Origin of the sequence: Paraburkholderia terricola, from assembly GCF_900142195.1 — a bacterium.
Lineage (GTDB): Bacteria > Pseudomonadota > Gammaproteobacteria > Burkholderiales > Burkholderiaceae > Paraburkholderia > Paraburkholderia terricola.
This window is the reverse complement of the sequence record NZ_FRAB01000013.1, coordinates 50,926-76,386: the sequence shown is the minus strand read 5'-3', so window position 1 is coordinate 76,386 and position 25,461 is coordinate 50,926. Positions and strand designations below refer to the sequence as shown.

The window sequence follows — 25,461 nt, the reverse complement described above, 5'->3', positions numbered from 1 at the left end:
TGCCGATTGCCAAACAGGGATTGATATCGTGAGCGAACGCATCCACGCCACTTACTGGCTCGAAACCGGCGACGATCCACAACGCGCCGCCGACGTGATCGCGGGTGAGCAGTCGAGCGGCACCTTTGTCGCGTTGCCCAACGAAACGCCCGAACTGAAGGCGCGCTCGGGCGCACGCGTCGAAGGTTTGACGGTGCTGGAGACGGTCGGTCGGCCGAGTCTCGCCGGCGGAATCGTGTCGGAGCGCTATACGCGTTGCACGCTCGAACTGTCGTGGCCGATCGAAAACCTCGGTGCGTCCTTGCCGAATCTGCTGTCGACCATCGCGGGCAATCTGTTCGAACTGCGGCAGGTGTCGGGCTTGCGCCTGACCGGGCTGACATTGCCGCCGTCGTTCGCCTCCGCGTATCCGGGGCCCGCGTTCGGTATCGAAGGCACGCGGCGGCTGAGCGGGGTCACGCGCGGCCCGTTGATCGGCACGATCATCAAACCGAGCGTCGGCTTGTCGCCGGAGCAGACGGCGCAGCAGGTGCGTGAACTCGTCGCGGGCGGCATCGACTTCATCAAGGACGATGAATTGCAGGCCGACGGTCCGCATTGTCCGTTCGACGAACGGGTGCGGGCCGTGATGCGCGTGGTCAACGCGGAAGCGGATCGCACCGGCAAGAAGGCGATGGTCGCGTTCAACCTGACGGGCGATCTCGATCAGATGCGTCGTCGTCATGATCTCGTGCTGGCCGAGGGCGGCACCTGCGTGATGGCGGTGCTCAACTCGATCGGTCTGGTCGGCATGCATGAATTGCGGCGACACGCGCAGTTGCCGATTCACGCGCATCGCGCCGGCTGGGGTTATCTGTCGCGCTGCGCCGAATTGGGTTGGGACTACGCGCCGTGGCAAATGATCTGGCGTCTTGCGGGCGCCGATCATCTGCATGTGAACGGGCTGCGCAACAAGTTCAGCGAGCCCGACGACAGCGTGATCGCCGCCGCGCGCGCGGTGCTCGCGCCGGTGATGCCCGAAGCGCCGATGTCCGCGATGCCGGTGTTCAGTTCGGGGCAGACCGGCTTGCAGGCCGCGGACACCTACGCCGCGATCGGCTGCGCGGATCTGATTCATACGGCGGGCGGCGGCATCTTCGGTCATCCGGGCGGCGTGGCGGCGGGCGTCGAGGCGTTGCGCGAGGCGTGGGTCGCGGCGATCGAAGGCGTGCCGCTCAGGCAGCATGCTTCGAGGCATCCGGCACTGAACGCCGCGCTGGAGTTCTGGAAATGAACGGGACCGAGCCGATGAACGCGACGAACGCGACGAACGCGACGAACGCGACGAACGCGACGAACGCGACAGCGTGGCCCGCGGGGTTGCTGCTCGCCTATTACGGCGACGACTTCACCGGCTCGACGGACGCGATGGAAGCCATGCAAGCCGCCGGCGTGCCGACCGTGCTGTGTCTGCAAAAGCCGACGCGCGAGTTGCTGGCGCGTTTTCCCGAAGTGCGCTGCGTGGGCATGGCGGGTTCGTCGCGTGGACGTTCGAGCGCATGGATGGACGACGAGCTTGCGGATGCCTTTGCAAGCCTCGCCGCGCTCGGTGCGCCGATTTTGCAATACAAGGTGTGCTCGACCTTCGATTCGTCCGCCGAGGTCGGGTCGATCGGCCGCGCGATCGACATCGGCGTCAGGCATAGCCCCGGCCACTGGTCGCCGATGGTGATCGGCGCACCGCGCCTGAAGCGTTATCAGATGTTCGGCAACCTGTTCGCCGCCGTGGATGGCGTCGGCTACCGGCTCGACCGGCATCCGACCATGTCGCGGCATCCCGTCACGCCGATGAACGAGGCCGATCTTCGCCTGCATCTCGCGAGGCAAACGGCGCGGCGCATCGAACTGATCGACATGCTTCAACTGCGCGGCGCCGATGTCGCGTCGCGAGTGCGAGCGCTGAGTGCGCCCGACACGCCGGTCGTCCTGATCGACGTGCTCGACGAAGCGACCCTGGCTGCGGCAGGGCGTCTGGTTTGGGAGCAGCGTGGCGGCGGGATATTCACGGCGTCGTCGTCGGGTCTGCAATACGCGCTGGCGGCGCATTGGCGCGCGTGTGGATTGTTGCCGCCGACGCCGTCGCTACCGGTCGCCGATCCCGTGCAGGCGATTGCGGCAGTGAGCGGCAGTTGCTCGCCGGTGACGGCCGCGCAAATCGGCTGGGCGCGCGCGCACGGTTTTCACACCGAGCGCCTCGATTTGCCGAGGGCGCTCGATTCGCGCGACGGCGCCGCCGAGATCGAACGCGTCGTGATGGCGGCCACGCAGGCGTTGAATCGTGGCGTCAGCGTGATCGTGCATAGCGCCGAAGGGCCGGACGATCCGGCGGTAAGCGGCTTCGACGCCATTGCGTGCGCCGCCGGACTCGCGCGGCACGATGCGGCGCGCCAGGTCGGGCGTGCCTTGGCCGAGGTGATGCGGCGCCTGCTCGATAGCGTCGCGCTGACGCGCGTGGTGGTCGCGGGTGGCGACAGTTCCGGCGAGGTGGCGAGCGCGCTGGGTATCGATGCGCTGAGCGTCGTGGCAGGGCTCGCGCCTGGCGCGCCGCTGTGCCGCGCATGGTCGGCCGAGCCGCGGCGCGATGGTCTGCAAATCGTGCTGAAAGGCGGGCAGATCGGCGATGCCGCGTTCTTCGGCGCGGTCAGGGAAGGGCGCGTGTCGGCGATATAACGTTCGGGCGCGTGTCGAGCGAGAGAGCGGTTGCGTCGCAGGCTGCCGCTCTCGCCGGATCATGCTCCGCGCTGTCCTCGCGCCCTTCCATCGGGCGGCGTGTCCGTGGTAAGGTCATTACACCACTTGGTTTTACGCGGACATGTCATGGCTGAGATCATTCAGCGCCGAAAGCTGTATCAGGAAGTTGTCGACCGGCTCATGGAACGCATCCGTTCGGGCGAAATCGCGCCCGGCGCGCAGCTTCCGTCGGAGCGGGAGTTGATGGAAATTTATGGCGTGGGCCGGCCCGCCATTCGCGAGGCACTGCAAACGTTGGAGCGCTCCGGCATTGTCGAAATCGTGCACGGTGAGCGCGCGCGAGTCGTCGTGCCCACGGCCGACCGGTTGATCGCGCAGATCGCCGGCGGCGCGATGCACCTGCTGCGCAGTCATCCCGACATGCTGGCTCATCTGAAAGAGGCGCGGGTTTTTCTCGAAACGGGCACCGCGCGCATGGCGGCGGAGCGCGCGACCGAGGAAGACGTGGCGCGTCTGCAACTCAGCGTGGCGCGGCATCGTGCCTCGATGGTCAATCTGGAGGAGTTCATCGAGCGCGACATGGCGTTTCACCGCGAGATCGCGTTGATCAGCGGCAATCCGATTTTCCCGTCGATTGTCGAATCGCTGTTTCGCTGGGCGGGCGAGTACTACCGGCCGCTCGTGCGCGCGCCCGGCGCGGAGGAGTTGACGCTGTCGGAGCATCAGCGAATTGTCGACGCGATTGCCAGACACGACGGCGACGGAGCGGCCGAAGCGATGCGCGCGCATCTGAATCGCGCGAACGAGTTGTATCGGACGCTGGGGCAGACGTAGCGGTGTCGAAGCTCGGCTCGGCGGCTCAGGCCACGGGCGCGGCCGGCGAATTCGGCGTGTATTTGCGCAGCCGTTGCGAAACCGTATGCGAGGGCCTTTCGATCATCCGGTAGAACGCGTAACTGATGGCGAATGCCAATGGCACCTGTACGAACCACGCGAATCGTGACGTGCCGTCGAAGCCGCTCATTTCCAGCAATGCGAGCGCCATCTTATGGCAAAGATAAAGGCTATACGACCACGCCCCGAAAGCCGCGAGGGTGGACCAGATGCCGGCTTTGGAAGGCGTGGCGGTTTCCGTCGCGATCCAGATTGCCGCGAGAAACTGAAATAGCGGAAGCGTGATATCAGGCGTAATCAACGGCACGATCGCCGGCTTGAGATTCGATTCGGAGAGCAGGATCATGATCGCCGCGCCGGCCACGACAATCGCCACTCTGAGCGCAATCAGGTAGTTCGCCAGGTAATGCGTGGTCCGATCAAGCCCGTTCTTGATCATCATCGTGAGCGGCGAATACGCGCTGCGAACCTGGAACTGCTCCGCATTGCGCTGCGTTTCCGCGATCAGGCAGCCGAAAATCCATCCCGATGCATAGAGTAAAGCCGTACCCGGAATTCGATACGTCTCATAGACGCAGCCGTAACAGGCGGGATGCCCGAACTGGCGAACCACCGTCACCATGACCGCGGCCGCCATTGCACTGCCCACGATCATTTCGCCGATGTAGCGAAAGTGCGGGCGCAAGATGGGATAAACGGCGTAATACGCCATTTCGCAGTAAAGCGACCACAACACGGACTCGAGATAATTCTGCCCCGTCGGCAAAGGTTGAACGAGGCATAGCAGGATCGCGAGCGGCAATCCGATGCGGACGAATCGGGACGCGTAATAGTTGATCGGCTTGAGGGCGACATCCTTCTGATACGCGTTGTGGATGCAATAGCCGGAAATGACAAAGAACACGATGACGGCTGCCGGACCCGCAAACAGCGCGGTCGATCCCGACCACAACGCGCCGCCTAAAAAAGCGAGCCGATGCGGCAAAAGCTCCTTGAAGAGGGGCGGACGAAAGTGATACATCAGGACCCAGAACGCCGCAAGGAATCGAATGGCGTCTATTTTCAACGACTTGCTTATTTTCGCGGACGCCGGCGGAGTCAAGGTCATCGTCATGGGTTGCCCCTCTTTTTCAGGCTGCGACGATGTTACCTCCGCGGTTAAGAACAAAAACCGAAAAAAAAGCTGAAATTAATGGTATTGCGAAGGTATTGCGAAAGTATTGCGAAGCCGATAAACAATGCAGAGCCGCTATTCAAGCCCGCGTTTTTACTCACGGCTGATCGGCGTGAAGCGCCTGCCGCGCATGGCATCTGGAGCCGGACAATTGGCGGGCGGTCCGGGTCTGGACGGCGGCAATCGCGGTGTAGTATTCCAGCATGTCCGCATGGATGCGCAGGCTCGACGGGGATACATCATGTCAAGCGAATGGAAGCGCCGCGTCAGGCTGTTTATTCAGCGTTTCTGGCAGCCGACCAGTGCGTGCATGACCTGCATGCCGGGGAGTTGGGGCAATGTCATGAGCCTTGCTCATTGGACCATCGCGTTCCAGACGGGGCTGCTCACCGGACTCCTCGCCATACTTCTGACGTTCACGCCCGCGGCGAAATTCTTCGCGCACCGATATAGCAATGCGCTGATGGTCGGCTTTCTGACGACGTTAGGCGACGCCTATTCGCATGCGAGTCACTATCGCATTCCCATTGTCGAGCACGTGTTGACGGGGGTGGCTTCAGCGCTATTCGCGCTGGCCGCGTCGTATCTCTTCGAAGACCGCGCGCGACGCCTGCGGGCGGCATGGGCGTGGATTGTCGGTCAACCCGTGCGCTGACTTTCTTTCTGAACCGGCGCACGGCGGTCGAGCGGCGCACTTGCTCCGGCAGGCATCCAGAGCCGCTTATGCGCCGGACGCGGCCCACGCCGCGATCACCAATAGCGCGAAGCCCAACACGGCGACGCCCGCGTGAACCACGATCAGCCACTTGGGCAACGCGAGCATCTTCCAGTGATAGCGGAGATTCAGCACTGCGCCGCCCGCGCCCGCGATCAGAAAAAGGATCAGTGCGCCAAGCGCGAGCGCGGGCAATCCGACCGTGGCGGCCGCATAAATCAATAGCGTGAGCGCCGCGGCGGCGACCGAGCCGTGCAGCATGGCAAGCCATGCCGGCGGATGAGGCTGGCCGGCGAAACGCATGCCGGCCATGACGAGCCCGCCGAGCGCGCCCAGCGCGAGCAATACCGTTGCCGTTTTCAATACCAATGCGGGTTCCATGATGTAGCTCCCAATCCAACGCCGGATAAAGCAGGGCAATGAGCAGGACAACGAGCACGGCATGGCTCGAAGGTCAGCCGTTCTCGCCGCTCTCCAGGCGCGACAGCACCGCGGCAACCAGCCGGTCGCAATGACCGCCGCCAAATTCGAAGAGATCGCGCTCGGCCAGATCGAGGTCGCGCGCGAGCGATTCGCGCAGCATGCTCCGCGCGCGAAAATGCCGGCTGCGCACGGTCGCCTCGGAAATATCGAGGCACGACGCGGTTTCCTCGACGCTCATTTCCTCGACCGAACGCAGCATGAATACGATGCGAAACGCGGCGGGCAACCGGTCCAGTTTACGTTCCAGCAAAACCCGGACCTCGGCGCGTGCCGCGGCATGATAGGAAGGATCGTGATCGTGCTCAGCCATCGCATCGGCCTCGGTATCGGTATCGGTATCGGGGTTCGTGTCCACCAGCGGGATGATGTTTTGACGCCGCGCATGCCGGCGCACCCGACCGAAGCATTCGTTGAGCACGAGCCGCGAAAGCCACGTGAAGAGCGTGGCGTCGCCGCGAAACTGTCCGATTGCCCGATAGGCGGACAGATACGCGTCCTGTAGCGCGTCCTCCGCATCGGCGTCGCATGGCAACACGGCGCGCGCGAGGCGAAACAGGCGCCGGTTGTACCGGCGCATCATCAGTTCGAACGCCGACCGGTCGCCTGCCGCGATGCGACGGGCGATCGATGGGTCGTCGTCTGCCTGGTTCGCCGTCCGCGCTGCGGGATTCGTCATGATGGCTCCTGAAGTCAGCCGTTTCATTGCACGGTCAGCGTGCCTTGCATCGTGGGATGGAAGCGGCATAGGTAAGGGTAGCTGCCCGATCGGCGCACGACGTGGGTCCACGATGCGTTTGCAGCGATGCTCCGCGAATCGAAGGCATGGGAGCTTGCGCTCACTGTGTGCGGAAACGGATCGCGGTTGGTCCAGACGACCTTGTCGCCGCGATGCACCGTCAGCCTCGGCGGATCGAAGCGCATGCCTTCGATGCTGACGACATAAGTCCTGGGCGACGCGCTCGCATCGACCGTTGCCGCGAAGCAGACGCTTGCCAGCAACGCGCCCGCGAGCCAGGCCGGTCCGATGCGTGGACCGCCGCGCCGACGCAAGTTCGCGGCATGCCAACTCATGCGCTCAGCCACCGCTCTTGCCCAGCGAAGCCTGCAAGTGCTTCGCATGGTCCAGATGCGCGACGAAGGCCGGCCGCACCTTGACGAGCAGCGCCTTCAGTTCGCCATTCCGTGCGTTCGGAATCAAGGTCTTGTCGAGCGCATCGAGTACGTTTTCATGATAGGTGACTTCGTGATCGATATACGCCTTGTCGAACGCCGCGCCGTCGAGCTTCTTCAGGTTCGCGAGATTGTCCTCGCCGCCTTGCTTGAGGCTCCGGCTCGTTGCGTTCTCCTCCGGTGTGACGTTCAGTTTGTGCGCCAGGTCGACGGCCGCCTTGTTGACGCCGCCATGGTCGGTGACCATCTGTTGCCCGAAGGCTTTCACGTCTTTCGAGCTGGATTTCGACTGCGCGAGCTTGCCGGCGTCGATATCGACCTGGTTTGCGGTAACGACGATCGCCGCGATTTGCGGGTCCGTTGGCCCGGCGCCTTGCGCCCACGCAGCGAAACTGGACAAGACCAGCGCGCCGACCCATCCCGTCTTGATGATGCTCATACGAATTCTCCCGGTGATAACGACACGTCGCGTCGGTTGGTGTCGTCGATGACGAAACAGCGACGCGGATATGAACTTAGATGTCGCGTGTCGATGCCCCGTTCCGGATTTGAATTTGGGTTTCCGCGCAGGGGTCCGTAGCGATGGATTACTTCGCGCTTTCGCGAATACGCGATCCACGCTAACGTTTACCGCATGCACGGCGGCGACCCGCGAACGCCGGGCCGGCATCGCCGGCGTTGCCTTTTGCGCGTAGCGGTAGTGCGATCTGGCGCGCCGATCATTGCAGCGCCGTCGAACGCAACGTCCCGATGCGGGAGGCAAGCATGAACATTCCTGGGCGTATTGCAATCGTCAGTGCGGCCGCGCTCGGCATCGCCGCGCAGGCCGGCCAGGCGCAGCACATACGTGTCGAATCGGCAACCTATGGCGCGAATTGCGGCGCGGCAACGGGCAACGTCACGCGCGATCTCGCGAGGCGCTGCAACGAACGCGAAACATGCCGCTACGTGGTGAAGGCCAGGCCCGCTCGCACGCCCCATGCGTCGTGTGCCGCGGACTTCATCGCCGAATGGTCATGCGATCACCGCGAGTTTCATCGCGCGATGCTAAGTGCCGAAGCGGGCAACGGGAGCGCGTTGATGCTGACTTGTGTGCCGGCGACGGGTGCGGGGAAGTGAGCGCGATTAACTGCCGACCACAGGATGCCCCGGTGCGGATCAGCGAGTCGCCTGTCATCGCTTTCCTTCGAAACAACACCTCAACGGGGCGCCATCACGCGCAGTACGGGATGCCCGTCGACGTTTTTCAGGGGGAAATACACGCGATGCGTCGATGGATCGACGCCGACCACATGCGCGTTCGGCCCTATGCGACCTTCGCCGATTTTCGTCACGGCTGAAGCGCCAACGGCGAACATCGATACGATCCCGGCTTCGCCAGCAACGTAAAGCGTGCCCGGTCCGGGATCGAACGCCAGCACATCGGGATCGCCGCCGACCTCGAATGACTGGACAACCTGCCTCGTGAGCAGATTCAGCGTCAGTAATCTGTCGTTGCCTTCGCACGCGATAAAGGCGAGGTGCGATTGCGCAACGATATGGAGGCCGTGGTTGCCTCGCGCGCCCGGCAGATCGATCCGCGCGACGATCGCGTCGTTCGCCGGATCGATTTCGACGAGTTGCCGTCGGGTCTGAACATTGACGAAGATATGACGGGACGCGGCATCGTATTGGGTGTTGCCGGCTTCGCCCCCCAACGCGATCGTGTTGATGCGGCGATTGGACCGGGTATCGATCACCGTTTCAGTTTCACCGGTCTCGTCCGACACATAGAGTTTCCGGTTCTCCGGCGCATAGGCCATTCCGTCCGGATAGACGCCGCCCGGCATGCGCGCGGTGATTTTCAGGGTGGCCTCGTCGATGGCGACGACCTCGTTCGTGCCCGTTGCGGACGCGTAGAGGCGCGACTCCTCGGGCACCACCAGAACGCCGTGCACGGCGGCGATGTTGCCGATACGGCCGACGACACGCGAGGTCTGCGTATCGAAGACAATTACTTCGCTGTCGCCGAGGTGCGCGATGAAGAGCAGGTGCCGGGCCGGGTCGTAGCTCGCGTAATCGAGGCGCGAGGCGCGGCCGGGTAGCGGGATGTCGGCGACGTGCGTCAGCGGCAGCGTCGTCGCCGCCGGCTTGTCATGAGCCGCCGCGCTGTCATGGACGATAAGCGCCGCGACCGCGGCCATCGAGACCACCGCGAACAACGAGGCAAACAACGAGGCAAACAACGAGGCAAAGCAGCGGCGACCCATGCCATTACGATCGGTCATGATGAACCTCCGTCGAGCTTGACGTGACGGAATGCGGCGAGCAGCGACAGGTCGTACGCGATCTTCAGCGCGCCGCACACGACAAGCGGGGCGCCGAGCCACCCAAGGCCCAGCAGTGCCCCTGAGAGGGTGGGCGCGAGCGCGGCTGCCAGGCTTCGCGGCACCGCCGTGAAGCTGGCCGCGGCGGGACGCTCGCCGGGCGTCACCACCGACATCACGTAGGCGCTGCGCGTGGGCACATCCATCTGCGATAGCGCACTGCGTGCAAGCAGAAGCGCCAGGGTCAGCGTGAGCGATGGCGCAAACGCCGCGCCAATCAGGCATAGGCTCGAAGGGATATGCGTGAACACCATGGTGTTGAGCAGGCCGATCCGGCGTGACAACGGTGCGGCGGCAAGTTGAGAGCCCGCGCTCAGCAGCCCCGCCCAGAAAAAGAACTGGCCGGCCGCGGCAAGCGACAGTCCGAACCGCTGGATCAACCACAAGGTCAGTAGCGAGTTGACGAGAAGTCCGCCTGCAAACGCATCGACACTAAAGAGCAGGGCAAGGCGCGCGACGATTCCCCGCGAGGGACCCAGCGGCACGCGCGGCGTGTCGGGCCTGGACCGGCGCGCCGGTAGGCGTCGGTAGAGGAACCAGATCACGGCTCCCGCGATGGCATAGAGGACGAACATCGCCCGTATCGCCGTGAGCGGAGAAGCAGCCGACCCTGCGGCGATCGACTCGGGCAGGCCAGCCGCGAGTGCGCCCACTGCCGCGGAGAGCGCGCCGACGAGGCTATAACGTGCGAACAGGGCGGTTCGTGCGTCTCCCGTTGCGGACTCGGCGAGCCTCGCATGCTCGAGCGGAAGAAACAGGCTGACATCGCCGGAACTCGGGTTCAGCGTGCCGACGAACGCGACCACGAGTAGCGGCCATAGCGAAGACACGCCTGCGAAAGCAAGACCTGTCGCCATCATCAGCGCCGCCGCGAAGAGCAACAGGCCGCGCTGCGTAAAGCGATTGCCCGCGAAACCCACCAGCACCGTTGCGATGGCGGACCCGAACAAGGTGGTCGTGCTGATGAGACCGACGGCCAGTTGCCCAAAGCCGAGCGCCAGCAGATAGCCGGGCAGCAGCACCGCGATAAAACCGTCGCAGATGCCGCGCAAGGCGCGAGCCGCAAGCAGAATCGAAGCGCCTCGCTCGATGCCTTCGGGAAGGAGCAAGGCGGACAGCCGTGCCCTGAGTCCTCTCATCGCCGTACGCGTGACCATGAATGTCGTCCTCGCGGGTGTCCGCGCGCGCGCTCAAATGGCGTGCGAATGAATCAGCGGGTACACGGCAAGACCGATGAGCGCGGCGGCGATGACGACGACCGGCTCCTGCAGTTTCTTGAAGCGCCACAGCAGCAGGACGGTGGCGAGCGCGAGCAGAACAGTCGGCCAGTCGACGATCGAGCGCCGTGCGATCACGATCACCGAGCCCGTAATGGCGCCTACGGCAGCGGCGGTGATGCCGTCCACGAAGGCCTTGACCGCGGGCAGCTTGCCGTACTTCTTGAAGTACGGCGCCGGCAGCACCGTGAAGAGATAGCAAGGCAGGAACGTGCCGAGCGCCGCCACGCAGGCGCCCGGCAGTCCCGCGACCAGATAGCCGATGAATCCAACCGTGATCACGACGGGTCCCGGCGTGATCATCGCGACGGCCACGGCATCGACGAACTGCTTGTCGTTGAGCCAGTGATGCTCGGTGACGACGCCGCCGTAAAGGAACGGCACGATCGCCAGTCCCGAGCCGAACACAAACGCGCCCGCCTTCATGAAGAACAGCCCGATCTGGCCGAGCAGAGGCCAGTCGATACCGCTGAGAACACCGCTTGCGGCCGGCAACTGCGTGGCGGCAACGACATTCAGGCCGCCCTTGCGGAGCCATTTCGGGGGAGCCGCGACGAACCAGTTGACGACGCCGCCCGCGATGAAAAGCCACGCGATCTCGGATTCGGTGATGACGGTTACCGCCGCGAGCGTCAGGTAGATCGCCCACAGGAGTCTGTTTCCGCCGATGGTCCTGGTGGTGAGTTTGTACGCGCTCATCGCGATGATGCCGACCACGGCGGCGCCCACGCCGTAGAAGGCGGCCTGCATCCACGAGAGTCCGCCGAAGTGGGCGTAGGCCCAGCCGAGGCCGACCACCATCAGGAACGACGGCAGGATGAAGGCGATGCCGGCCAGCGTCGCGCCCACGATCCGATAGTGCACGTAGCCCATATAGATGCCGAGTTGCGCAGCCAGCGGCCCCGGCATCATCTGCGCGAGCGCCAGTCCCTCGCGGTAATCCGACTCGCTGATCCAGTTCTTTTCCTCGACCAGGTCACGGTGCATGTAACCGACCAGCGCCACGGGTCCGCCGAACCCGAACGCGCCAAGGCGCAGCATGTACAGCACCAACTGGCCGAGCGTGTAGCCCGGCGCCGTCACCGTCGTGGTAGTCATGATCGTCCTCCGGCGTCCCGGCTTTTCGCGGCCGATGTGAAGTGCGTGTAGAGCGAATCCAGCACGCGACTCATTTCATCGAGCAACTGATCGTCGTGCGCCGCGCGTTCGCTTGCGCCGGCCATCACGGCTTCGAAACCGGCGGCCTCGGGAACGGCGGCGCCGCCCACGTCGAGCGCGTGAACCATCTCTGCGATCCGCCGCAGCGCGGGCTCCTTCTCCAGCCCGAAGCTCGCGACCAGCACCTCGAACGTCACGCGTTCGCCGATGTGCGTGAACGCGGCGCCGTCGAAGTCGAAACCGAGTGCGTCAGCGGGGCAGGCACTGGGTGATGTGAGCCAGATGAAACGTGCGTCGCGATCGATGAAGCGCCGGATCAGCCAGGCGCTCGCGACACGATCGACCCACGGATGCTGCCGCGTGGCCCAGGTGCGTCCTTGATAGTCGCTGGCCGACAGGCTTCGAATGGGTTGCTCGGCCGAACGAGGCTCACCCGGCGAAAGCACGGTGTCGACCAGCCCGATGAAGTCTTGCCACGCGGCTTGCGCACGCGTTGCGGTGTCGCCCGGGAAGTAGTCGGTCGCGACGATGGTCTCGTAGTCCTTGCGCAAGCGTCGCCGCAACCGGGTGAGATCGGCTGCGGATTGGCCCGAGATCGTCTTGCGTGCGTCTTTCAGGGAACGCATGAACGCCGCGTGGTCTTCAGCGCGGTCGAAAAGCGCCCGGAATTCCGCTTCCTGCACGGCATCGAGGCTCGGCGCGCGCAGCAGATACGCGTTGCCGCCGCTGTCCGCGATGGCGCTCGCCAGCTCGCGCAGCATCTGCTCGCGCTCTTCGGTATAAGGCAGCAGATAGATGCCGTCGCGTAGCACGGCACATCCCTTCGCTTTTAGCGCGCGCCAGAAACGCATGCGGGCCGTGGCGTTTTCGGTAGGGAGCGTGAGAACCAGCAGGGACCAGGTGGTGAGTGTAGTCATGTGACGTAAACTACATCCGTGTCGCAGGTTCTACAAGATTTTTGATGTTCGTCCAGGCAAGGATTATCGGTTTTCGGTGGCGTGTCGCCCGCGCCTTCCCGAAACCTCATGCCGTCCGATGAGGAGTTTCACCCGTTATACCGGGCTGTTTATTCAAAACGCGTGCAAACGTTTTATGCAGTTCGCATTCAATGCCGGCACACGTCCATCGGGCCGCGAAGATCCGACCAGCACCGCTGAGAGAATATTTCCTCAGCCCACGCTAAAGATTTCTATTTTCCTGCCGTTTAAACGGCAGCGCGATTTTGCGCGGGCATATCGAGAGTTGAACAATCATTTTGCCGGATTAACAATCCGCACGCTAAATACCATAATGAAAATGAAAGAAAGACTACCTTTAGTAATTTCCTTGCTGGGTTCATTCGCACTCGCCGCGTGCGGCGGGGGCGACAGTTCGTCGTCCGCCGCTGCGCCGGCCTCGAGCGCCAGCGCACCGGCGCCGGCCTCGGCGCCCGTGTCGACGCCCGTCGTCTCGGGCGAGACACTGCCGAGCCTGACGGCTCCGCAGTCCGGTTCGACTGCCGCCACGGGCAATGGCTTCGAAGGCATCTGGACGCAATCGTCGTCGTCCCGCACGGCGGCCTTTGTGGACCCGGCGAACAACCTCTCGTACACGAGCGGCCTGTTCAACGTCGTCACGTCGACGTTCTTCGGCACGGCAACGACCGCTGCGCCGAACTGGACCTTGACGAGCGGCTTCGAGACTTTCGGCGGCCTGCGCTTTACGGCTACGTCGGGAAGCGGCACGTTCAGCGCGAATCAGACCCTGACCGGCAGCTACGTCGCGAACAGCAACACCGTGAACCTGTCCTTGAACTACGACCCGGCGAACGCGCTCGCGGTCACGCAGTCGAGTGTGTCGGGCACGTGGGCGCAAAACACGACGAGCTTGACCATCGACGACGCGGGCGGCTTCACCGGCAACCTGCTCGGCTGCGGTGTCTCGGGCACGTTGGTGTTGACCACGCCAGGCTCGAACAAGAACCTTTACACGATGACGACGACCGGCACGACGAGCACCTGCACGCTGGCTTCGGGCGTGACCTATACGGGTAATGCGGCGATCACGTTCCTGCCGGTTTCCGGCAGCACGACGTTGTACCAGCGGACAATCATGTATCTGATCAAGGCAACCGACAACTCGTTGGTCGCCTACGGTCAATTGCTGAAGCAGTAAGCCGCTCGAGGGCCACGGCGTACCAGCGCTCGCCGTGGTCCGTTGTCGTTCATAGGTCCCAGTGCGTATCGAGCAACGCACGATATGCCTGCTTCACGCTTTGGAGGTCGGCCTCCCGTCCGCTTGCCTGGATGCCCGCGAGTTCAGGAAGCGGCAGATCCACTGGAACGCAGTGGGGATAGTCGCGAACCCGCATCTTCGCCGGGATCGTCGTGAAGAACGCAACGGTGGGAACGTCGAAGCCCGCCGCGATATGCACCGCAGCCGTGTCCGATGTCAGAAGAAATCGCGCGCCCTTCACCCATGCGAGAAACGCGGCGGTGTTTGCAGAGCGGTGTGTGATGTCGGTGTAGCGAGGGTGCTCGACCCGTCCGAATCCCAGCACCGGCAATTGAAATTTCCGCCACATCCGCTCGACGAGTTCCGCGTGAACCGGCTCGGGGATACTTCGAACCGGCGTACTGGCCGCGGGACAAAAGAGCACGTACTTGCCGGGCTGCGCGTCTTTTTCCAACGAAGGCAGCGCAACTTCCCTGAGCCAGTCATTCGAGCGTGCATGGGCATCGACCTTGTCTGGCGAAACGCCTAACGACCAGAAAAAGAAGTCGATCATCGGCATCCGCGAGAAGTTCGGCCAGAACAGATGATTGCCGATATCGATCCGTAGTTCGTCGTCGGGGATCGACGCGAGAGGCACGGGCAGGTCGATCGTCTGTCCGATCACCGGCTGGGCCAGTTCGTACAGTTGCTTCACGTAATCCGGCGTCTTGTGCGGGCGATAAAGGCTGATCGAGATTCCCGCATGCGCGCGTTTGATCGCGGCGAGCGCGGTGAGGCCGATGATCGAGTCGCCGAGCGTGACGCCCATTCCATTGATCACGTGAAGTCTCGCGACGCGCGCGTAGTCGATTTCGAACGGCGCGGCGTTGGCGTTTCTGATTGCCGGATCGCAGGTCAGGCTTCGGTAGCCCTCGGCCGGCGCGCCGTCGATTTCCAGGTCGTAGGACGCCACGATGCTGTCATCGGCTGACAGCAGGGAGCCGGCGTTCGTGAGTGCGGATACCGGATCCAGATAGTTGATCATTGAGTGTTTCCATCGGTCTCGATTCGTTCGGGAAAACCGGCGGCCGTGTGCAGCTAAGAACCGTTGCGAACGCGCACCGCCAGGTTCCCGGAACGGCGAGACGTTCGAGTTGGTAACGGGATTCCGGCATGACGATGCGGATGCTCCCAACCGCGCGCCGCTGAATCGACGCGCGGCGCCATTGCGACAGCTTACCGGATGCCGCGCGTTCTACGTTGAGCCGCCGCCGCCGCTCGCGCGGGCGGCGGCTTCCTGATTGGACGATTGCAACGCAGGCGCGCTTATACGAACGCGCATCCCGTCCTGAACCTAGTCCTGAAGCCTGGCCTCGCCCGCATTGCGGCAGGAGAACCGTCGCCGGGGCGTGCCGGCTGCATCCAGAACCTCGACGACATTGCGCCACCACCGCTCTCCGCGATGCGGCGAGGCGAGGTCCAGCCGCTCGCCCATGCGGGGCGTCGAGAGGGGAATGCCCTGCGCGGCGGCGAGCCCCATCACGCGCTCGAACGGCTCCTGCCAGCGGTGCATCGCGAGATCGAAGGTGCCGTTGTGAACCGGCACGAGCCAGCGGCCGCGCAGGTCGACGTGCGCCTGGACCGTGTGGTCCGGCTGCATGTGCACATAGGGCCATTGCGCGTCGTAGGCCCCTGTTTCGAGCAGCGTGACGTCGAACGGGCCGAGCCGTTCGCCGATGGTCCTGAAACCGTCGAAGTAACCGGTATCGCCGCTGAAGAACACGCGCAGATCGTCGTCGACGATGACCCATGAAGCCCACAACGTGCTGTTGCCGTCGAACAGGCTGCGCCCGGAAAAGTGCTGCGCGGGAGTTGCGGTGAAGGCGAGGCCGTCGATGTCGACGCCTTGCCACCAGTCGAACTGACGGACTTTCGCGGCGTCGATACCCCACTCGATCAGCCGGTCGCCGACGCCCAACGGCGTCAGGAACACGCCGGTCGTGGCGGCGAGCGCGAGCACGGTCTCACGATCCAGATGGTCGTAATGATCGTGCGACAGCATCACGCCGCGCAGCGGCGGCAAATCCGCGAGCGCGATGGGCGGCGCATGAAAACGCTTGGGGCCGAAGCGCCGGAACGGCGACGCTCGTTCGGCGAAAACCGGGTCGGTCAGCCAGAACTGGCCGCGCAGCTTGAGCAACATGGTCGAGTGCCCGAGACGGTACAGGCTGCGGTCGGGCGCGGCCTCGAGCTGCTCGCGCGTGAGCGCGTCGACGGGCAGCGTGCCTGCCGGCACCGTGCCGTCCGGCTTGCGGAACAGCACGTTCCACGCAATCTTCAAGGTCTTGCCGATGCCTTCAACCGGACGCGGCTTCACGTTGCGAAAGCGCTCGCCATCGTGTTGCGGCGACGAGCGCGACAATTCACGCCCGCGTCGCGCCGCGTTCAGGCCCAACGCACGGTCGAGGAAGCCGGTAATCGAGGTCATAGAAATGTCCATCCGCCAAAAGTAGACTGGTCAGTGTAATTTATTTCAGAGAAAAGTAAACCGTCCGGTGTAAAATTTAGCGATGAACGACGCTGCCTCCCTCTCCCTTGAACGCCTGACCGATCGCAAGCGCGCGGCCATCATCGCCGCGGCTATCGAGGAATTTCTCGCCGCCGGCTTCGACGCGACCAGCATGGATCGCATCGCGGCCCGCGCGGGCGTGTCGAAGCGCACGGTCTACAACCATTTCGAAAGCAAGGAAGCGCTGTTCGCGGCGATCCTTCAACAGTTATGGAATGCGAGCGACGCGGTGGAGGCGCCCGCTTATCGCGCCGACAAGCCCTTGCGCGCGCAGTTGCTGCGGCTGCTGTCGCGCAAGCTGAGCCTGTTGAACGACGACGCGTTTCTGTCGCTCGCGCGGGTGGCGATCGCGGCGGGCATTCATTCGCCCGAGCGAGCACGCGACATGGTGGCGCGCATGGGCGAGCGCGAGGAAGATCTGACGGTATGGATCCGCGCCGCCGCCGCGGACGGCCGACTGAAAACGCCAGACCCGCAATTCGCATCGCAGCAGTTGCAAGGTCTCGTGAAGGCGTTCGCGTTCTGGCCGCAGGTGACGATGGGGCAGCCGCGTCTGAGTCAACGGGAACAGAAGGATGTCGCGGAGTCCGCGGCCGATATGTTTCTTGCGCGCTATGCGTGAGCGGGCGGCGCGCTTTCTATTCGGCACGCAGCGACGACAATGCACCCGTTTCCAGCATCGCTTTCAATGTGTCGGAGAACGCGGCGGCCGCCGCTGTCCGATAGGCGGCTTTGCGCGTGAGCAAGGCTACCGTTCGAGCGGGAAATGCAGGTTCGAGCGGGATGTACTTCAGATCGCGATGCTCGTAGCGCAGCGCACCGGGAAGCAGCGTGGCAACCTTCCCGCCGCGCACGATCTTCAGCAGCGCGCTGATCGAATTCGCCTGCAACGCAACGCTGGGTTTGATCCCTTGCGACTCGAAATAGCTGTCGATATAAAAGCGCGAAACGAACTGGCCGCCCAACAGCGCGAGAGGCAGCGCGGCCAGTTGCGCCGGCTCGACGGGGGCATGCTGTGCGGCCACGGGATGCCGGTCGCTCACGACCAGGGTGATCCGCTCCAGAAACAACGGTTGCGTTTCGATATCGTCCGAACGCAGGTCCGTGAATCCGATCGCCAGGTCGATCCGGTCCTCACTCAATCCGCTTTCGATCGCTTCGAGCGACATCTCCATCATGTCGATCACGATGTTGGGATACGTGGAGTGAAAGTGGTCGACGGCGGGCGCCACCAGGTACTCGGTAAACGTGGGCGTGAACGCGAGCCTGAGTTGTCCGCGCGACAGGTCCCGCACGTCATGCAAGGCGCGCTGGCCGGCCTCCAGTTCCAGCAGCGCGCGGCGCGCATATTCCACGTAGATGGCGCCGAAATCCGTCAGCCGCACCACACGGCCGCTGCGGTCGAATAACTGACCGCCGAGATCGTTTTCCAACTGGCGAATCTGCTGCGACAGCGCCGGCTGCGAAATATGCAGGCTGTCGGCCGCGCGCGTGAAGTTGCGATAGTCGGCGACCGTGAGCAGATAGCGGATGTGGCGGAGTATCATGCGCGGCCCATAAGATTTGCTTATCGAATCCATTCTAAACGCGTCTTGGACTATATAGACAAGCGCGCCCACAATCGATTGAAAGTTCACGGGGGTTCGGCATGGAAAACCTGATCGTTGCTTCAATGGCGGCAATTTTTGCGGGTGCGTTGGCCACGTGGCTGATCGCGCAGTCCCTTTCCGACGAGGTCATACAGAAGGGCACGCGTCACGGCCGGTACGCCCATCTCGGCGAGGACGATGTGAATCCGGCACGGCGGGATCGGCGGCTCCCACGGCATCGCCCGTCCAATGTCGGGATTGGATGACAGGGGACAGGTGCCATCCGATTGTCCTGGCGCAACCTGAGCGCGTGGCGCGCAGGCGCGCCTTGATGCGCTCATGCTGGACGCACGGCCTCAACGGCTAGCAAGACCGATTAGAATCAGGCGGTCATCGTCGTGCATCCAGCATCGCATCATTTCGTCAAAGGACATCGGACATGTACATCGCCATGAACCGTTTCAAGGTGGCGCTCGGGGCTGAACCCGAGTTCGAACAGTTGTGGACCAGCCGCGACACGCATCTGAAGGAAGTGCCGGGCTTCGTGGAGTTTCATCTGCTGAAGGGCCCTCAAAGAGAAGACCACGTCCTGTATGCCAGCCATACGATCTGGCGGGACCATGCGGCGTTCGAAGGCTGGACGCAATCCGAGGCATTCCGCGCTGCGCACCGGAACGCCGGCGGCGGCACCCGATCGCTGTATCTCGGCCACCCGGAATTCGAAGGCTTCGAAGTGCTGCAGACAGTCAAGTAAGCCGGCCTTGCGGCTCGCGTTGCGCCATCTGTAGCCAACGCAGGCAGGCCGCTTCAGTGGCCCGTCGCATGCGCGCAAGCCGGGCCGTTCCGATCAGCGCTGGCGGCTCGCGCGTTCATCGCGAGTCCGTTCGGCGCTGAGTCCTGAGTCATTTCACTGCGTTCACTGCGCCCGTACTTCGATCGAGACGCGCCTGTCCGGTTGAAGGCAAGCGATAACCGCGCGGCTTTCGCCGGCGGGACATTGGCTTGTCGGCTCGCGTGAACCCGCTCCCGCCGTGTGAATCGTTTCGCCGTTCAGTCCGTGATCGATCATGTATTCACGTATCGTCTCGGCGCGTGCCAGCGACAACCGCTGATTCACCGTCTCGGGCCCGATGCGATCCGTGTGGCCCACGACCGAAATCGACTCCACCCCTTTCAACTGCTTGATACGCGTGACGACCTGTTCGAGGCCTGCCGCTCCGCCAGGCGAGATCGAAGCGAGGCTCGACTGTCCGAAGGCAAACAGCGCATCGGTTTGCAAGGCGAAGCGGGCGACCGTTTGCGGCCCGGCTGCGGCGGGCTGCGAAGCCGCAGCGGGCGCGGCACCCGGCGCGGCACCGCACGCGAAGGTGAGTCGCCGCGTGACATCGGTTTCCTCATTGTCCGCTTGCAGGGCCCCCACCTTTTGCACCGCGCGAACCGGTTCTCCGCGGCAGATCTTTTGAGCCACCTTCATGCAGGTCGCGGGCCCCTCGAAAAGACCATGACATTCGACCTGATGAAGCTTCGAACCGTCCTCGGCCGTGAGGGTATAAGCGTTGAAGGTCGGCCCGGAGGCAGCCGAACATCCGGCAAGAAAAGCAAGGCTCAGCGATAAGCCCCATCCAGAAAGCTGCTTCATGTTGTTCTCCACACTTGTTGTTTCGTGCTTGCGTTGCGAACGCACGATCGCGTTCGCATTCGAGCGATGACGGTCCGCGCGTTACCACTGCATGGCCGCACCCATGCCGAAGGTGGTGCCGCCAGGGCTCATGCCGACACCCGCTTTCATCTTGATGTTCTCGGTGATGCGCGCGGTGCCCCCGAGCGCCACCGCCTGATAACCCCGGAAGCCCGCCGTGCCGATGCCGAACGACAAGGTCTTGTCCTTGTCGACCTCGGGAATCATCGTCAAGGCAGTGGTTGCGGCAATGCCGGAATAGGCGTTGCGCGCGACCGAGTTCACGCCCGATTGCAGTTGATTGATCCGTTGATCGGTATAGGCATTCGCTTGCGCAAGCCCGGCATTGAGCTGATTCAGATTGACCGCGTCGGTGCCCTGGGTTGCCGCGGCCACGTTCACCACTTGCCGCGGATCGGAAGTCGAGCCGATGGATACGACGTTGCTGCGGCCCTCGTCGGTACTGCCGGCGCCGAGCGCCACCGAGTTATTCCCGGTAGCGGCCGCGCCCACGCCGACCGCGGTCGCGCCGGTCGCGCTGGCTTGCGAACTGTTGCCGACCGCCGTGCTGTTCGAACCGGAAGCCGTCGCGCCTTGTCCGCCCGCCGACGAATTCGAGCCGCTGGAGGCCGGCGGCGCCGGCGTGCCCGGCGTGGACGTGAAGCTGCCGCCGGTATTGCTGGTCCGCTGGTTGATCAGCGAGGTCAACTGGGTCGAGACGGCATCCAGTTGCGACACGTTCACCGCATCGGTTCCGGCCTTGCCGGCCGCGACGCCGGTGATCTGCCGGTTGCCGATGTTGACCTCGCCCGCCGACGACTGCGGACTGCTCAAGCCATACGCGATGTAATTGCTCAACGCGCCGACCGTCGTCACCGATCCCGCACCCAGCGCGACGCTGTTCGCCATCGACGCGCTCGCGCCCGAGCCGAGCGCGACCGAGCCGGTCGCGCTGCTCTGCGCGCCCGAACCGAATGCGAGCGCGTCGATCGCGCTGCTTTGCGCGCCCGAGCCGATCGCGATACCGCCTGCATTCGCCGCGCTCGCGCTCGCGCCTTGCGCGATCGATTGCGCGCCGCTGGCGATCGAGCCGCTGCCGAGCGCGATCGCGTCCGCCTGCGCCGCGTTCGCGCTTTGGCCGATCGCGACGCCGCCCGGCGCGGTCGCATCGACGATCGCGCCGTTGCCGATGCCCACGCCGTTGTCGCCGTTGACCACCGTCGTCGGACCGACGGCGATCGACTCCGCACCCACGGCGAGCGAATCCGCCGCGGCCGAGTTCGCGTGGAAGTACAACTGCCCGGTCACGGCGAACGACGACAGCGCGCCGGCAAGCTGCCTGATGGTGACGGCGTCTTGCGCCTGCGTGCCGTCCGCGACGTTGGTCAACTGGCGATAGGTGTTGCCCGCCGCGCTGCCGAACGACACGGCGCCGAGCAAGGTTTGATCCGACGTGTTGAACGGAATCGCGTGCGTGCCGTTGGCGATCGAGCCGACGCCCGAGAGCACCGCGCGATCGGAGATCGCGCCGGAGCCGATCGCGACCCCGCCGGTCACCGAGACGTTCGACAGCGCGCCCAGCGCGAGCGCGTTGTCCGCCTGCGCCGCAGCGCCGTTGCCGCCGGCGAAGCTGCTCACCCCGGTTGCGGTCGCGCCGATGCCGGCCGCCAGCGCGTTGCTGCCGCTGGCGCCGTCGTTGTTGTAGTTGCCGCCTGGCGTGCCGCCGTCGTTGACGCTGTAGTAGTGCGTCTTGTTGGCCGTCACGACGCTGGCGAGGTTGTCCACCGCCAGATTCGTCGCGTACAACTGCGAGCCGTTCACCGCATCGGTGCTGGCTCCGTTCACCTGACCCGCCGCGACGTTCTGGATCTGCCGCTCGGCGCCTGGCGCGCCCACGCTCACCACGCTGGTCGGCGCGGCGCCCGCGAAGCCGTAGACCGTGCCGTTGATCGTCGTGCTCGGGGTGGGCGTTGCCGCGGTGGTCTGCGAGGCGGAGCCCAACGCGATATCGCCTGCGTTGTTGGCAACCGCATTCGGGCCGATCGCGACGCTGTCGGCGCCGAGCGCCTGGCTGTCGGGCGCGGTGGAGTTCGCGTGGAAATACTTGATGCCCGGCGTCGTGCCGCCGCCGGTGAACGCGTTGACGAGGCTCTGCACGGACGTATAGGTGTTGCCGCCGTAGCTCAGGCTGGTGGTCAGCGCACCCGTCGTGCTGTTGTAGGTGCTGCCGCCGCCGAGGCTCGACGCCACGCTGTTGCCCAGGTTCGTGACCTGAGTGCCGACCGTCGTGATCGCCGTATTGGTGGCGAAGAGCTGTGAGCCGTTCACCGCATCCAGGCTCGCCGCGCTCACCTGGCCGGCCGCCACGTTGGTGATCTGACGCGGCGCGGCCGCCGTGCCGACGCTGACCGTGCCGGCGGGCGTGCCGCCCGCGTAGGTCACCGTGGTGCCGTTGATGACGCCGCTGCCCGTCGGCACCGCGGCGGTGGTGACCGACGAGCCCTGACCCAGCGCCACGTTCGAGCCGCTCACGCCGCTCGCGATGCTCGCGCCCTGGCCCAGCACGGTGGAGTTGGCGACGCCATTGTCCGTTGCCTGATTGCCGACCACCAGCGAGGCGGCGCCCGTCGCCGACGCGCCGAAGCCGCCGGCGGCGGCGTTCGCGCCCGACGATACGGGCTGTACCGACGTCACCGAATTGTTCGACACGAACGGGCCGGTGGCGCCGTTGGTCAGGTTGTTGACGGCCAGGTTCGTCGCATACAACTCGCTGCCGTTCACCGCATCGGTGCTGCCCGAACTCACGCGGCCCGCCGCGACGTTGGTGATCGTGCGTTCGCTGCCGACCGAACCCACGCTCACGGTGCTGCCAGGCGTCGTGCCCGCCACGGCGCTCGTGATGCCGCCCACCGTGATGCTGCTCGTCCCCACCGCCGTCGCCGTGGTGCTGCCCGAGCCGAGCGCCACCGCGTTCGCATTGCCGGCCGATGCGCCCGCGCCCAGCGCGATCGCATTGGCCTGATTCGCCACCGCCGTATCGCCGAATGCCAGCGCGCTCGCGCCGCTCGCGTTGCTGGCGTTGCCGAGCGCGACCGCGCCCTGGCCGTTGGCGATATTGCCGTTGCCTTCGGCCACCGCGCCATCGCCTGTCGCCGTATTGTTCGCGCCCACTGCGATTGCGCCGTTGCCGACCGCGCTATTGGGATCGCCGATCGCGACCGCGCCGTTGCCGCTCGCCGTTTGCGCCTGACCGAGCGCCACAGCGCCCGTGCCGCCGAGCACCTGCGAGTTCTGTCCGCCGGCGAACGAACCCGCGCCGGCTGCGGCTGCGACCGTGTTGCTGTCGCCGATCGCCACGGTCGACGCCGCGAGGGCTTGCGACGTGAAGCCAACCGCCGTCGCATTGCCGTTGCTCGCAACCGTCTGATTGCCCAACGCGACGGCGCTGCCTGCCGACGCGGTTGCATTCGTGCCCAGGGCGATGGCGTTGGGATTGGCTCCCGTCTGAGCCGAATCGCCGATCGCGATGGACGAGGCCCCCGCCGAACTGGCGCCCGCGCCAATCGCAATGGCGCGAATGCCCGCCGCCGCCGCGCCGCCCACCGCCGCTGGCGCCGACGAACCGCCTTCCGCGACGGAATCGGACCCACCCAGCGCGATGGAGTTTGCGCCGCTGGCGCTGGAGCCGACCATCATGCCGAGCGCGTTGAGGCCGGTGGCGTGGGCTCCCGCCCCCAGCGCCACCGCATTCTGCGCCGAGGCGACGGCGATCGTGCCCGCGGCCAGCGAGGAGAGCCCGCTGGACTTCACATCCGTGCCGACGGCCACGGCCCCGTCCGCCGTTGCGCCCGTGCCCGCGACGGTACGCGCGCCCAGATACACCGAGTTGAGGCCGCTGCCGATGGCCTGAAAGCCGAGCGCGACGGCATGTGTGCCGGAGGCGTTGGCGGTATAACCCATCGCGATGGAGGCGGGCCCGCCGGCCACCGCCTGAAAGCCGATCGCGTTGGCATAGTCGGCGTTGGAGGTGACGTCGGTGCCAATCGCAATGGACGACGTGCCGGACGAACCGGTGCCCGCGCCGGTGCGCGATCCCAGATAAATGGCGTTGACACCCGTGGCATTGGCTCCCGAACCCACGGCTAAACCGTTGGCTTGCGAACCTATGGCTCCGCTGCCCAGTGCCACCGCGCCCGACGCGGCAGCGCTGGCGCTCGCACCCAGTGCAACGCTGTTGTCTCCGGTTGCTTTCGCCGAGGGGCCGACGGCAGTCGACACGTTGCCGCTAGAGACGGCTTGCAGGCCGATACCGATGGCCGACGAACCGTTAGCGGTGACGTCCGTACCGATAGCGATCGCCGCCTGTGCGGTCGCGCCGGTACCCGGAGCGGTGCGCGCGCCCACGTTAATCGAGTTGACGCCGGAGGCAATGGCTTGAAAGCCGACGGCGACGCCATTGAGTCCGCTACTGCTGGCGCCATAACCTACCGCAGTGGCCCCGCCGGCGGTCGCTGAGGACTGAACGCCCATGCACGACGCACTGCCGCTAAAGAAGTAGTAGGGTGCGCCAGAGCAGCTCACCTGCGCCTGCGCTTGTACACCCCATCCACCCAGGCCCATCAACAACAATAAAGTGACGGCGCGCGGATTGGCGCCGTGCCTGTCGCGCTGATTGCTTCGCCCGTCATGTAGGTCACGGCCGTCACGGCCGTCACAGACGGCGGCCCCGGCACCCGATTTCCCCTTGCCGCGCGATTTGCCGAATTCCGACGCGGCCACGAAGCTGCCCAATGCGTCGTTCCAGATGGTCCGATATGCCTTGTTCATGTTTTTCCTGTTCGATGTTTTGCGCCCGCGCGTTTCCACCTTCCTTTCGAATGAGGACATGCATGAATCGAAAGAAAAGACCTCGGCGCTGCGTCGCGTTATTAACGGGAGCTGTATTTATTTATTCAATATTTGATGCTTGGAGATGCTAAAAGCGGACGTGCGCCATCCTCCTGACTGTTAAATTCACAGAAGGAAGGTATGGATAAAAAACGGCTAGACAGTTTCTATTTTTTCTGCATTCGCATTGCGATGCGGAATGCGGCGGACCATCAGCTTATGAAGGTCCGAGAGGCAACGGCATATTGATGTCAATTGCGTGAAGGGGCGTCAATTGCCTGGCTGAGCGGGGTCGTTGGCGTGCCAAACGTTTTCCTTGAATTGTTCTACCCGGAATGCTCATAGTGACCGGCCCCAATGAAGTGCTGCGATCATGCCGGCGCTACATGGAAAACGCCCATGCATGCGCTCCCGGCGCCATTTTTTTCTGTTCCGAACATGTTCCGCACCGGGTGAACCGACCACGCAAATCTTGACCTCGAAGTGGGCGTTTCTTGACTTGGCGCAAGCCGGAAAGTTCCAGTAAGTGTTAAGCGAAACTCTCGCATATGGTTTTTGGTTTGTCTACTAAAACCCCT

Annotated in this window: 23 protein-coding genes; 9 read left to right on the top strand and 14 right to left on the bottom strand. The window is 64.4% G+C overall.

What is annotated here, in order from left to right; all coding sequences use genetic code 11:
• The first annotated feature begins 28 nt into the window (after nucleotides 1-28).
• The 3 genes from BUE39_RS13735 to BUE39_RS13725 all read left to right on the top strand — a co-directional run bounded on the left by BUE39_RS13735 (nucleotide 29) and on the right by BUE39_RS13725 (nucleotide 3,564).
• Complete coding sequence (locus BUE39_RS13735; RefSeq protein WP_073429208.1) at nucleotides 29-1,273, top strand: ribulose-bisphosphate carboxylase large subunit family protein; 1,245 nt, start codon at nucleotides 29-31, stop codon at nucleotides 1,271-1,273.
• Complete coding sequence (gene oiaK / locus BUE39_RS13730; RefSeq protein WP_412534862.1) at nucleotides 1,270-2,709, top strand: 3-oxo-isoapionate kinase OiaK; 1,440 nt, start codon at nucleotides 1,270-1,272, stop codon at nucleotides 2,707-2,709. The genes BUE39_RS13735 and oiaK overlap by 4 nt, the downstream gene beginning before the upstream one ends.
• Before the next feature lie 147 nt (nucleotides 2,710-2,856).
• The gene (locus BUE39_RS13725) at nucleotides 2,857-3,564 is read left to right on the top strand and encodes a transcriptional regulator NanR (RefSeq protein WP_073429207.1); all 708 of its coding nucleotides are present in this window, start codon (nucleotides 2,857-2,859) and stop codon (nucleotides 3,562-3,564) included.
• Between the two features lie 25 nt (nucleotides 3,565-3,589).
• On the opposite strand, the gene BUE39_RS13720 is transcribed toward BUE39_RS13725, so the two are convergent.
• The gene (locus tag BUE39_RS13720) at nucleotides 3,590-4,690 is read right to left on the bottom strand and encodes an acyltransferase family protein (RefSeq protein ID WP_235004875.1); all 1,101 of its coding nucleotides are present in this window, start codon (nucleotides 4,688-4,690) and stop codon (nucleotides 3,590-3,592) included.
• Nucleotides 4,691-5,039: 349 nt separating this feature from the next.
• On the opposite strand from BUE39_RS13720, the gene BUE39_RS13715 reads away from it, so the two are divergent.
• Nucleotides 5,040-5,453, top strand: coding sequence for a hypothetical protein (locus BUE39_RS13715; protein ID WP_073429205.1), 414 nt, complete (start codon nucleotides 5,040-5,042; stop codon nucleotides 5,451-5,453).
• A gap of 66 nt (nucleotides 5,454-5,519) precedes the next feature.
• Here BUE39_RS13715 and BUE39_RS13710 read toward each other — a convergent pair whose 3' ends face one another.
• The 4 genes from BUE39_RS13710 to BUE39_RS13695 form a co-directional block, all read right to left on the bottom strand.
• Entirely contained in the window at nucleotides 5,520-5,894 is a 375-nt protein-coding gene (locus tag BUE39_RS13710; RefSeq protein WP_073429204.1) for a hypothetical protein, read from the bottom strand.
• Between the two features lie 73 nt (nucleotides 5,895-5,967).
• Nucleotides 5,968-6,672, bottom strand: a complete 705-nt coding sequence (locus BUE39_RS13705) for an RNA polymerase sigma factor (RefSeq protein WP_073429203.1) — start codon at nucleotides 6,670-6,672, stop codon at nucleotides 5,968-5,970.
• A gap of 23 nt (nucleotides 6,673-6,695) precedes the next feature.
• Nucleotides 6,696-7,067 (bottom strand): cupredoxin domain-containing protein, encoded by a 372-nt coding sequence (locus BUE39_RS13700; protein WP_073429202.1) that lies wholly within the window; start codon nucleotides 7,065-7,067, stop codon nucleotides 6,696-6,698.
• A gap of 4 nt (nucleotides 7,068-7,071) precedes the next feature.
• Complete coding sequence (locus tag BUE39_RS13695) at nucleotides 7,072-7,605, bottom strand: DUF4142 domain-containing protein (protein WP_073429201.1); 534 nt, start codon at nucleotides 7,603-7,605, stop codon at nucleotides 7,072-7,074.
• Nucleotides 7,606-7,931: 326 nt separating this feature from the next.
• Between BUE39_RS13695 and BUE39_RS13690 the strand changes: the two genes are divergently transcribed.
• Nucleotides 7,932-8,285 carry a hypothetical protein gene (locus tag BUE39_RS13690; RefSeq protein WP_073429200.1) on the top strand — a complete coding sequence of 118 codons (354 nt, stop codon included), beginning with the start codon at nucleotides 7,932-7,934 and terminating at the stop codon, nucleotides 8,283-8,285.
• Nucleotides 8,286-8,365: 80 nt separating this feature from the next.
• Here the strand turns inward: BUE39_RS13690 and BUE39_RS13685 are convergent, their stop codons facing one another.
• From BUE39_RS13685 to BUE39_RS13670, 4 genes are read right to left on the bottom strand one after another with little or no spacing between them, the layout of a single operon-like run.
• On the bottom strand, nucleotides 8,366-9,415 hold the full coding sequence (locus BUE39_RS13685) for a YncE family protein (protein ID WP_090518785.1): 1,050 nt from the start codon (nucleotides 9,413-9,415) through the stop codon (nucleotides 8,366-8,368).
• A 14-nt stretch (nucleotides 9,416-9,429) separates the two neighbouring features.
• Complete coding sequence (locus tag BUE39_RS13680) at nucleotides 9,430-10,689, bottom strand: MFS transporter (protein WP_227470422.1); 1,260 nt, start codon at nucleotides 10,687-10,689, stop codon at nucleotides 9,430-9,432.
• Between the two features lie 33 nt (nucleotides 10,690-10,722).
• The gene (locus BUE39_RS13675) at nucleotides 10,723-11,907 is read right to left on the bottom strand and encodes a chromate transporter (protein ID WP_073429199.1); all 1,185 of its coding nucleotides are present in this window, start codon (nucleotides 11,905-11,907) and stop codon (nucleotides 10,723-10,725) included.
• Nucleotides 11,904-12,884 carry a chromate resistance protein ChrB domain-containing protein gene (locus BUE39_RS13670; protein ID WP_073429198.1) on the bottom strand — a complete coding sequence of 327 codons (981 nt, stop codon included), beginning with the start codon at nucleotides 12,882-12,884 and terminating at the stop codon, nucleotides 11,904-11,906. Before BUE39_RS13670 ends, BUE39_RS13675 begins: the two co-directional genes overlap by 4 nt.
• Nucleotides 12,885-13,257: 373 nt before the next feature.
• Here BUE39_RS13670 and BUE39_RS13665 point away from each other — a divergent pair, with 373 nt between their 5' ends.
• Nucleotides 13,258-14,121, top strand: a complete 864-nt coding sequence (locus BUE39_RS13665) for a hypothetical protein (RefSeq protein WP_073429197.1) — start codon at nucleotides 13,258-13,260, stop codon at nucleotides 14,119-14,121.
• A gap of 49 nt (nucleotides 14,122-14,170) precedes the next feature.
• On the opposite strand, the gene BUE39_RS13660 is transcribed toward BUE39_RS13665, so the two are convergent.
• On the bottom strand, nucleotides 14,171-15,205 hold the full coding sequence (locus tag BUE39_RS13660) for a glycosyltransferase family 9 protein (RefSeq protein ID WP_073429196.1): 1,035 nt from the start codon (nucleotides 15,203-15,205) through the stop codon (nucleotides 14,171-14,173).
• Nucleotides 15,206-15,514: 309 nt separating this feature from the next.
• A complete protein-coding gene (locus BUE39_RS13655; RefSeq protein ID WP_073429195.1) occupies nucleotides 15,515-16,648 on the bottom strand; it encodes an MBL fold metallo-hydrolase in 1,134 nt (377 codons plus the stop codon).
• Nucleotides 16,649-16,730: 82 nt separating this feature from the next.
• Here BUE39_RS13655 and BUE39_RS13650 point away from each other — a divergent pair, with 82 nt between their 5' ends.
• A complete protein-coding gene (locus tag BUE39_RS13650) occupies nucleotides 16,731-17,351 on the top strand; it encodes a TetR/AcrR family transcriptional regulator (protein ID WP_073429194.1) in 621 nt (206 codons plus the stop codon).
• A 16-nt stretch (nucleotides 17,352-17,367) separates the two neighbouring features.
• On the opposite strand, the gene cynR is transcribed toward BUE39_RS13650, so the two are convergent.
• Nucleotides 17,368-18,276 carry a transcriptional regulator CynR gene (gene cynR / locus BUE39_RS13645; protein WP_073429193.1) on the bottom strand — a complete coding sequence of 303 codons (909 nt, stop codon included), beginning with the start codon at nucleotides 18,274-18,276 and terminating at the stop codon, nucleotides 17,368-17,370.
• A gap of 101 nt (nucleotides 18,277-18,377) precedes the next feature.
• On the opposite strand from cynR, the gene BUE39_RS13640 reads away from it, so the two are divergent.
• Together BUE39_RS13640 and BUE39_RS13635 are read left to right on the top strand one after the other, a co-directional pair.
• Nucleotides 18,378-18,584 carry a hypothetical protein gene (locus BUE39_RS13640; RefSeq protein WP_073429192.1) on the top strand — a complete coding sequence of 69 codons (207 nt, stop codon included), beginning with the start codon at nucleotides 18,378-18,380 and terminating at the stop codon, nucleotides 18,582-18,584.
• A gap of 173 nt (nucleotides 18,585-18,757) precedes the next feature.
• Nucleotides 18,758-19,072 carry an antibiotic biosynthesis monooxygenase family protein gene (locus tag BUE39_RS13635; protein WP_073429191.1) on the top strand — a complete coding sequence of 105 codons (315 nt, stop codon included), beginning with the start codon at nucleotides 18,758-18,760 and terminating at the stop codon, nucleotides 19,070-19,072.
• A gap of 162 nt (nucleotides 19,073-19,234) precedes the next feature.
• On the opposite strand, the gene BUE39_RS13630 is transcribed toward BUE39_RS13635, so the two are convergent.
• Nucleotides 19,235-19,957: an OmpA family protein gene (locus BUE39_RS13630; RefSeq protein ID WP_073429285.1), complete on the bottom strand. Its 723-nt coding sequence runs from the start codon at nucleotides 19,955-19,957 to the stop codon at nucleotides 19,235-19,237.
• A gap of 81 nt (nucleotides 19,958-20,038) precedes the next feature.
• Nucleotides 20,039-24,823: a YadA-like family protein gene (locus BUE39_RS13625; RefSeq protein WP_073429284.1), complete on the bottom strand. Its 4,785-nt coding sequence runs from the start codon at nucleotides 24,821-24,823 to the stop codon at nucleotides 20,039-20,041.
• Between the last annotated feature and the right edge of the window lie 638 nt (nucleotides 24,824-25,461).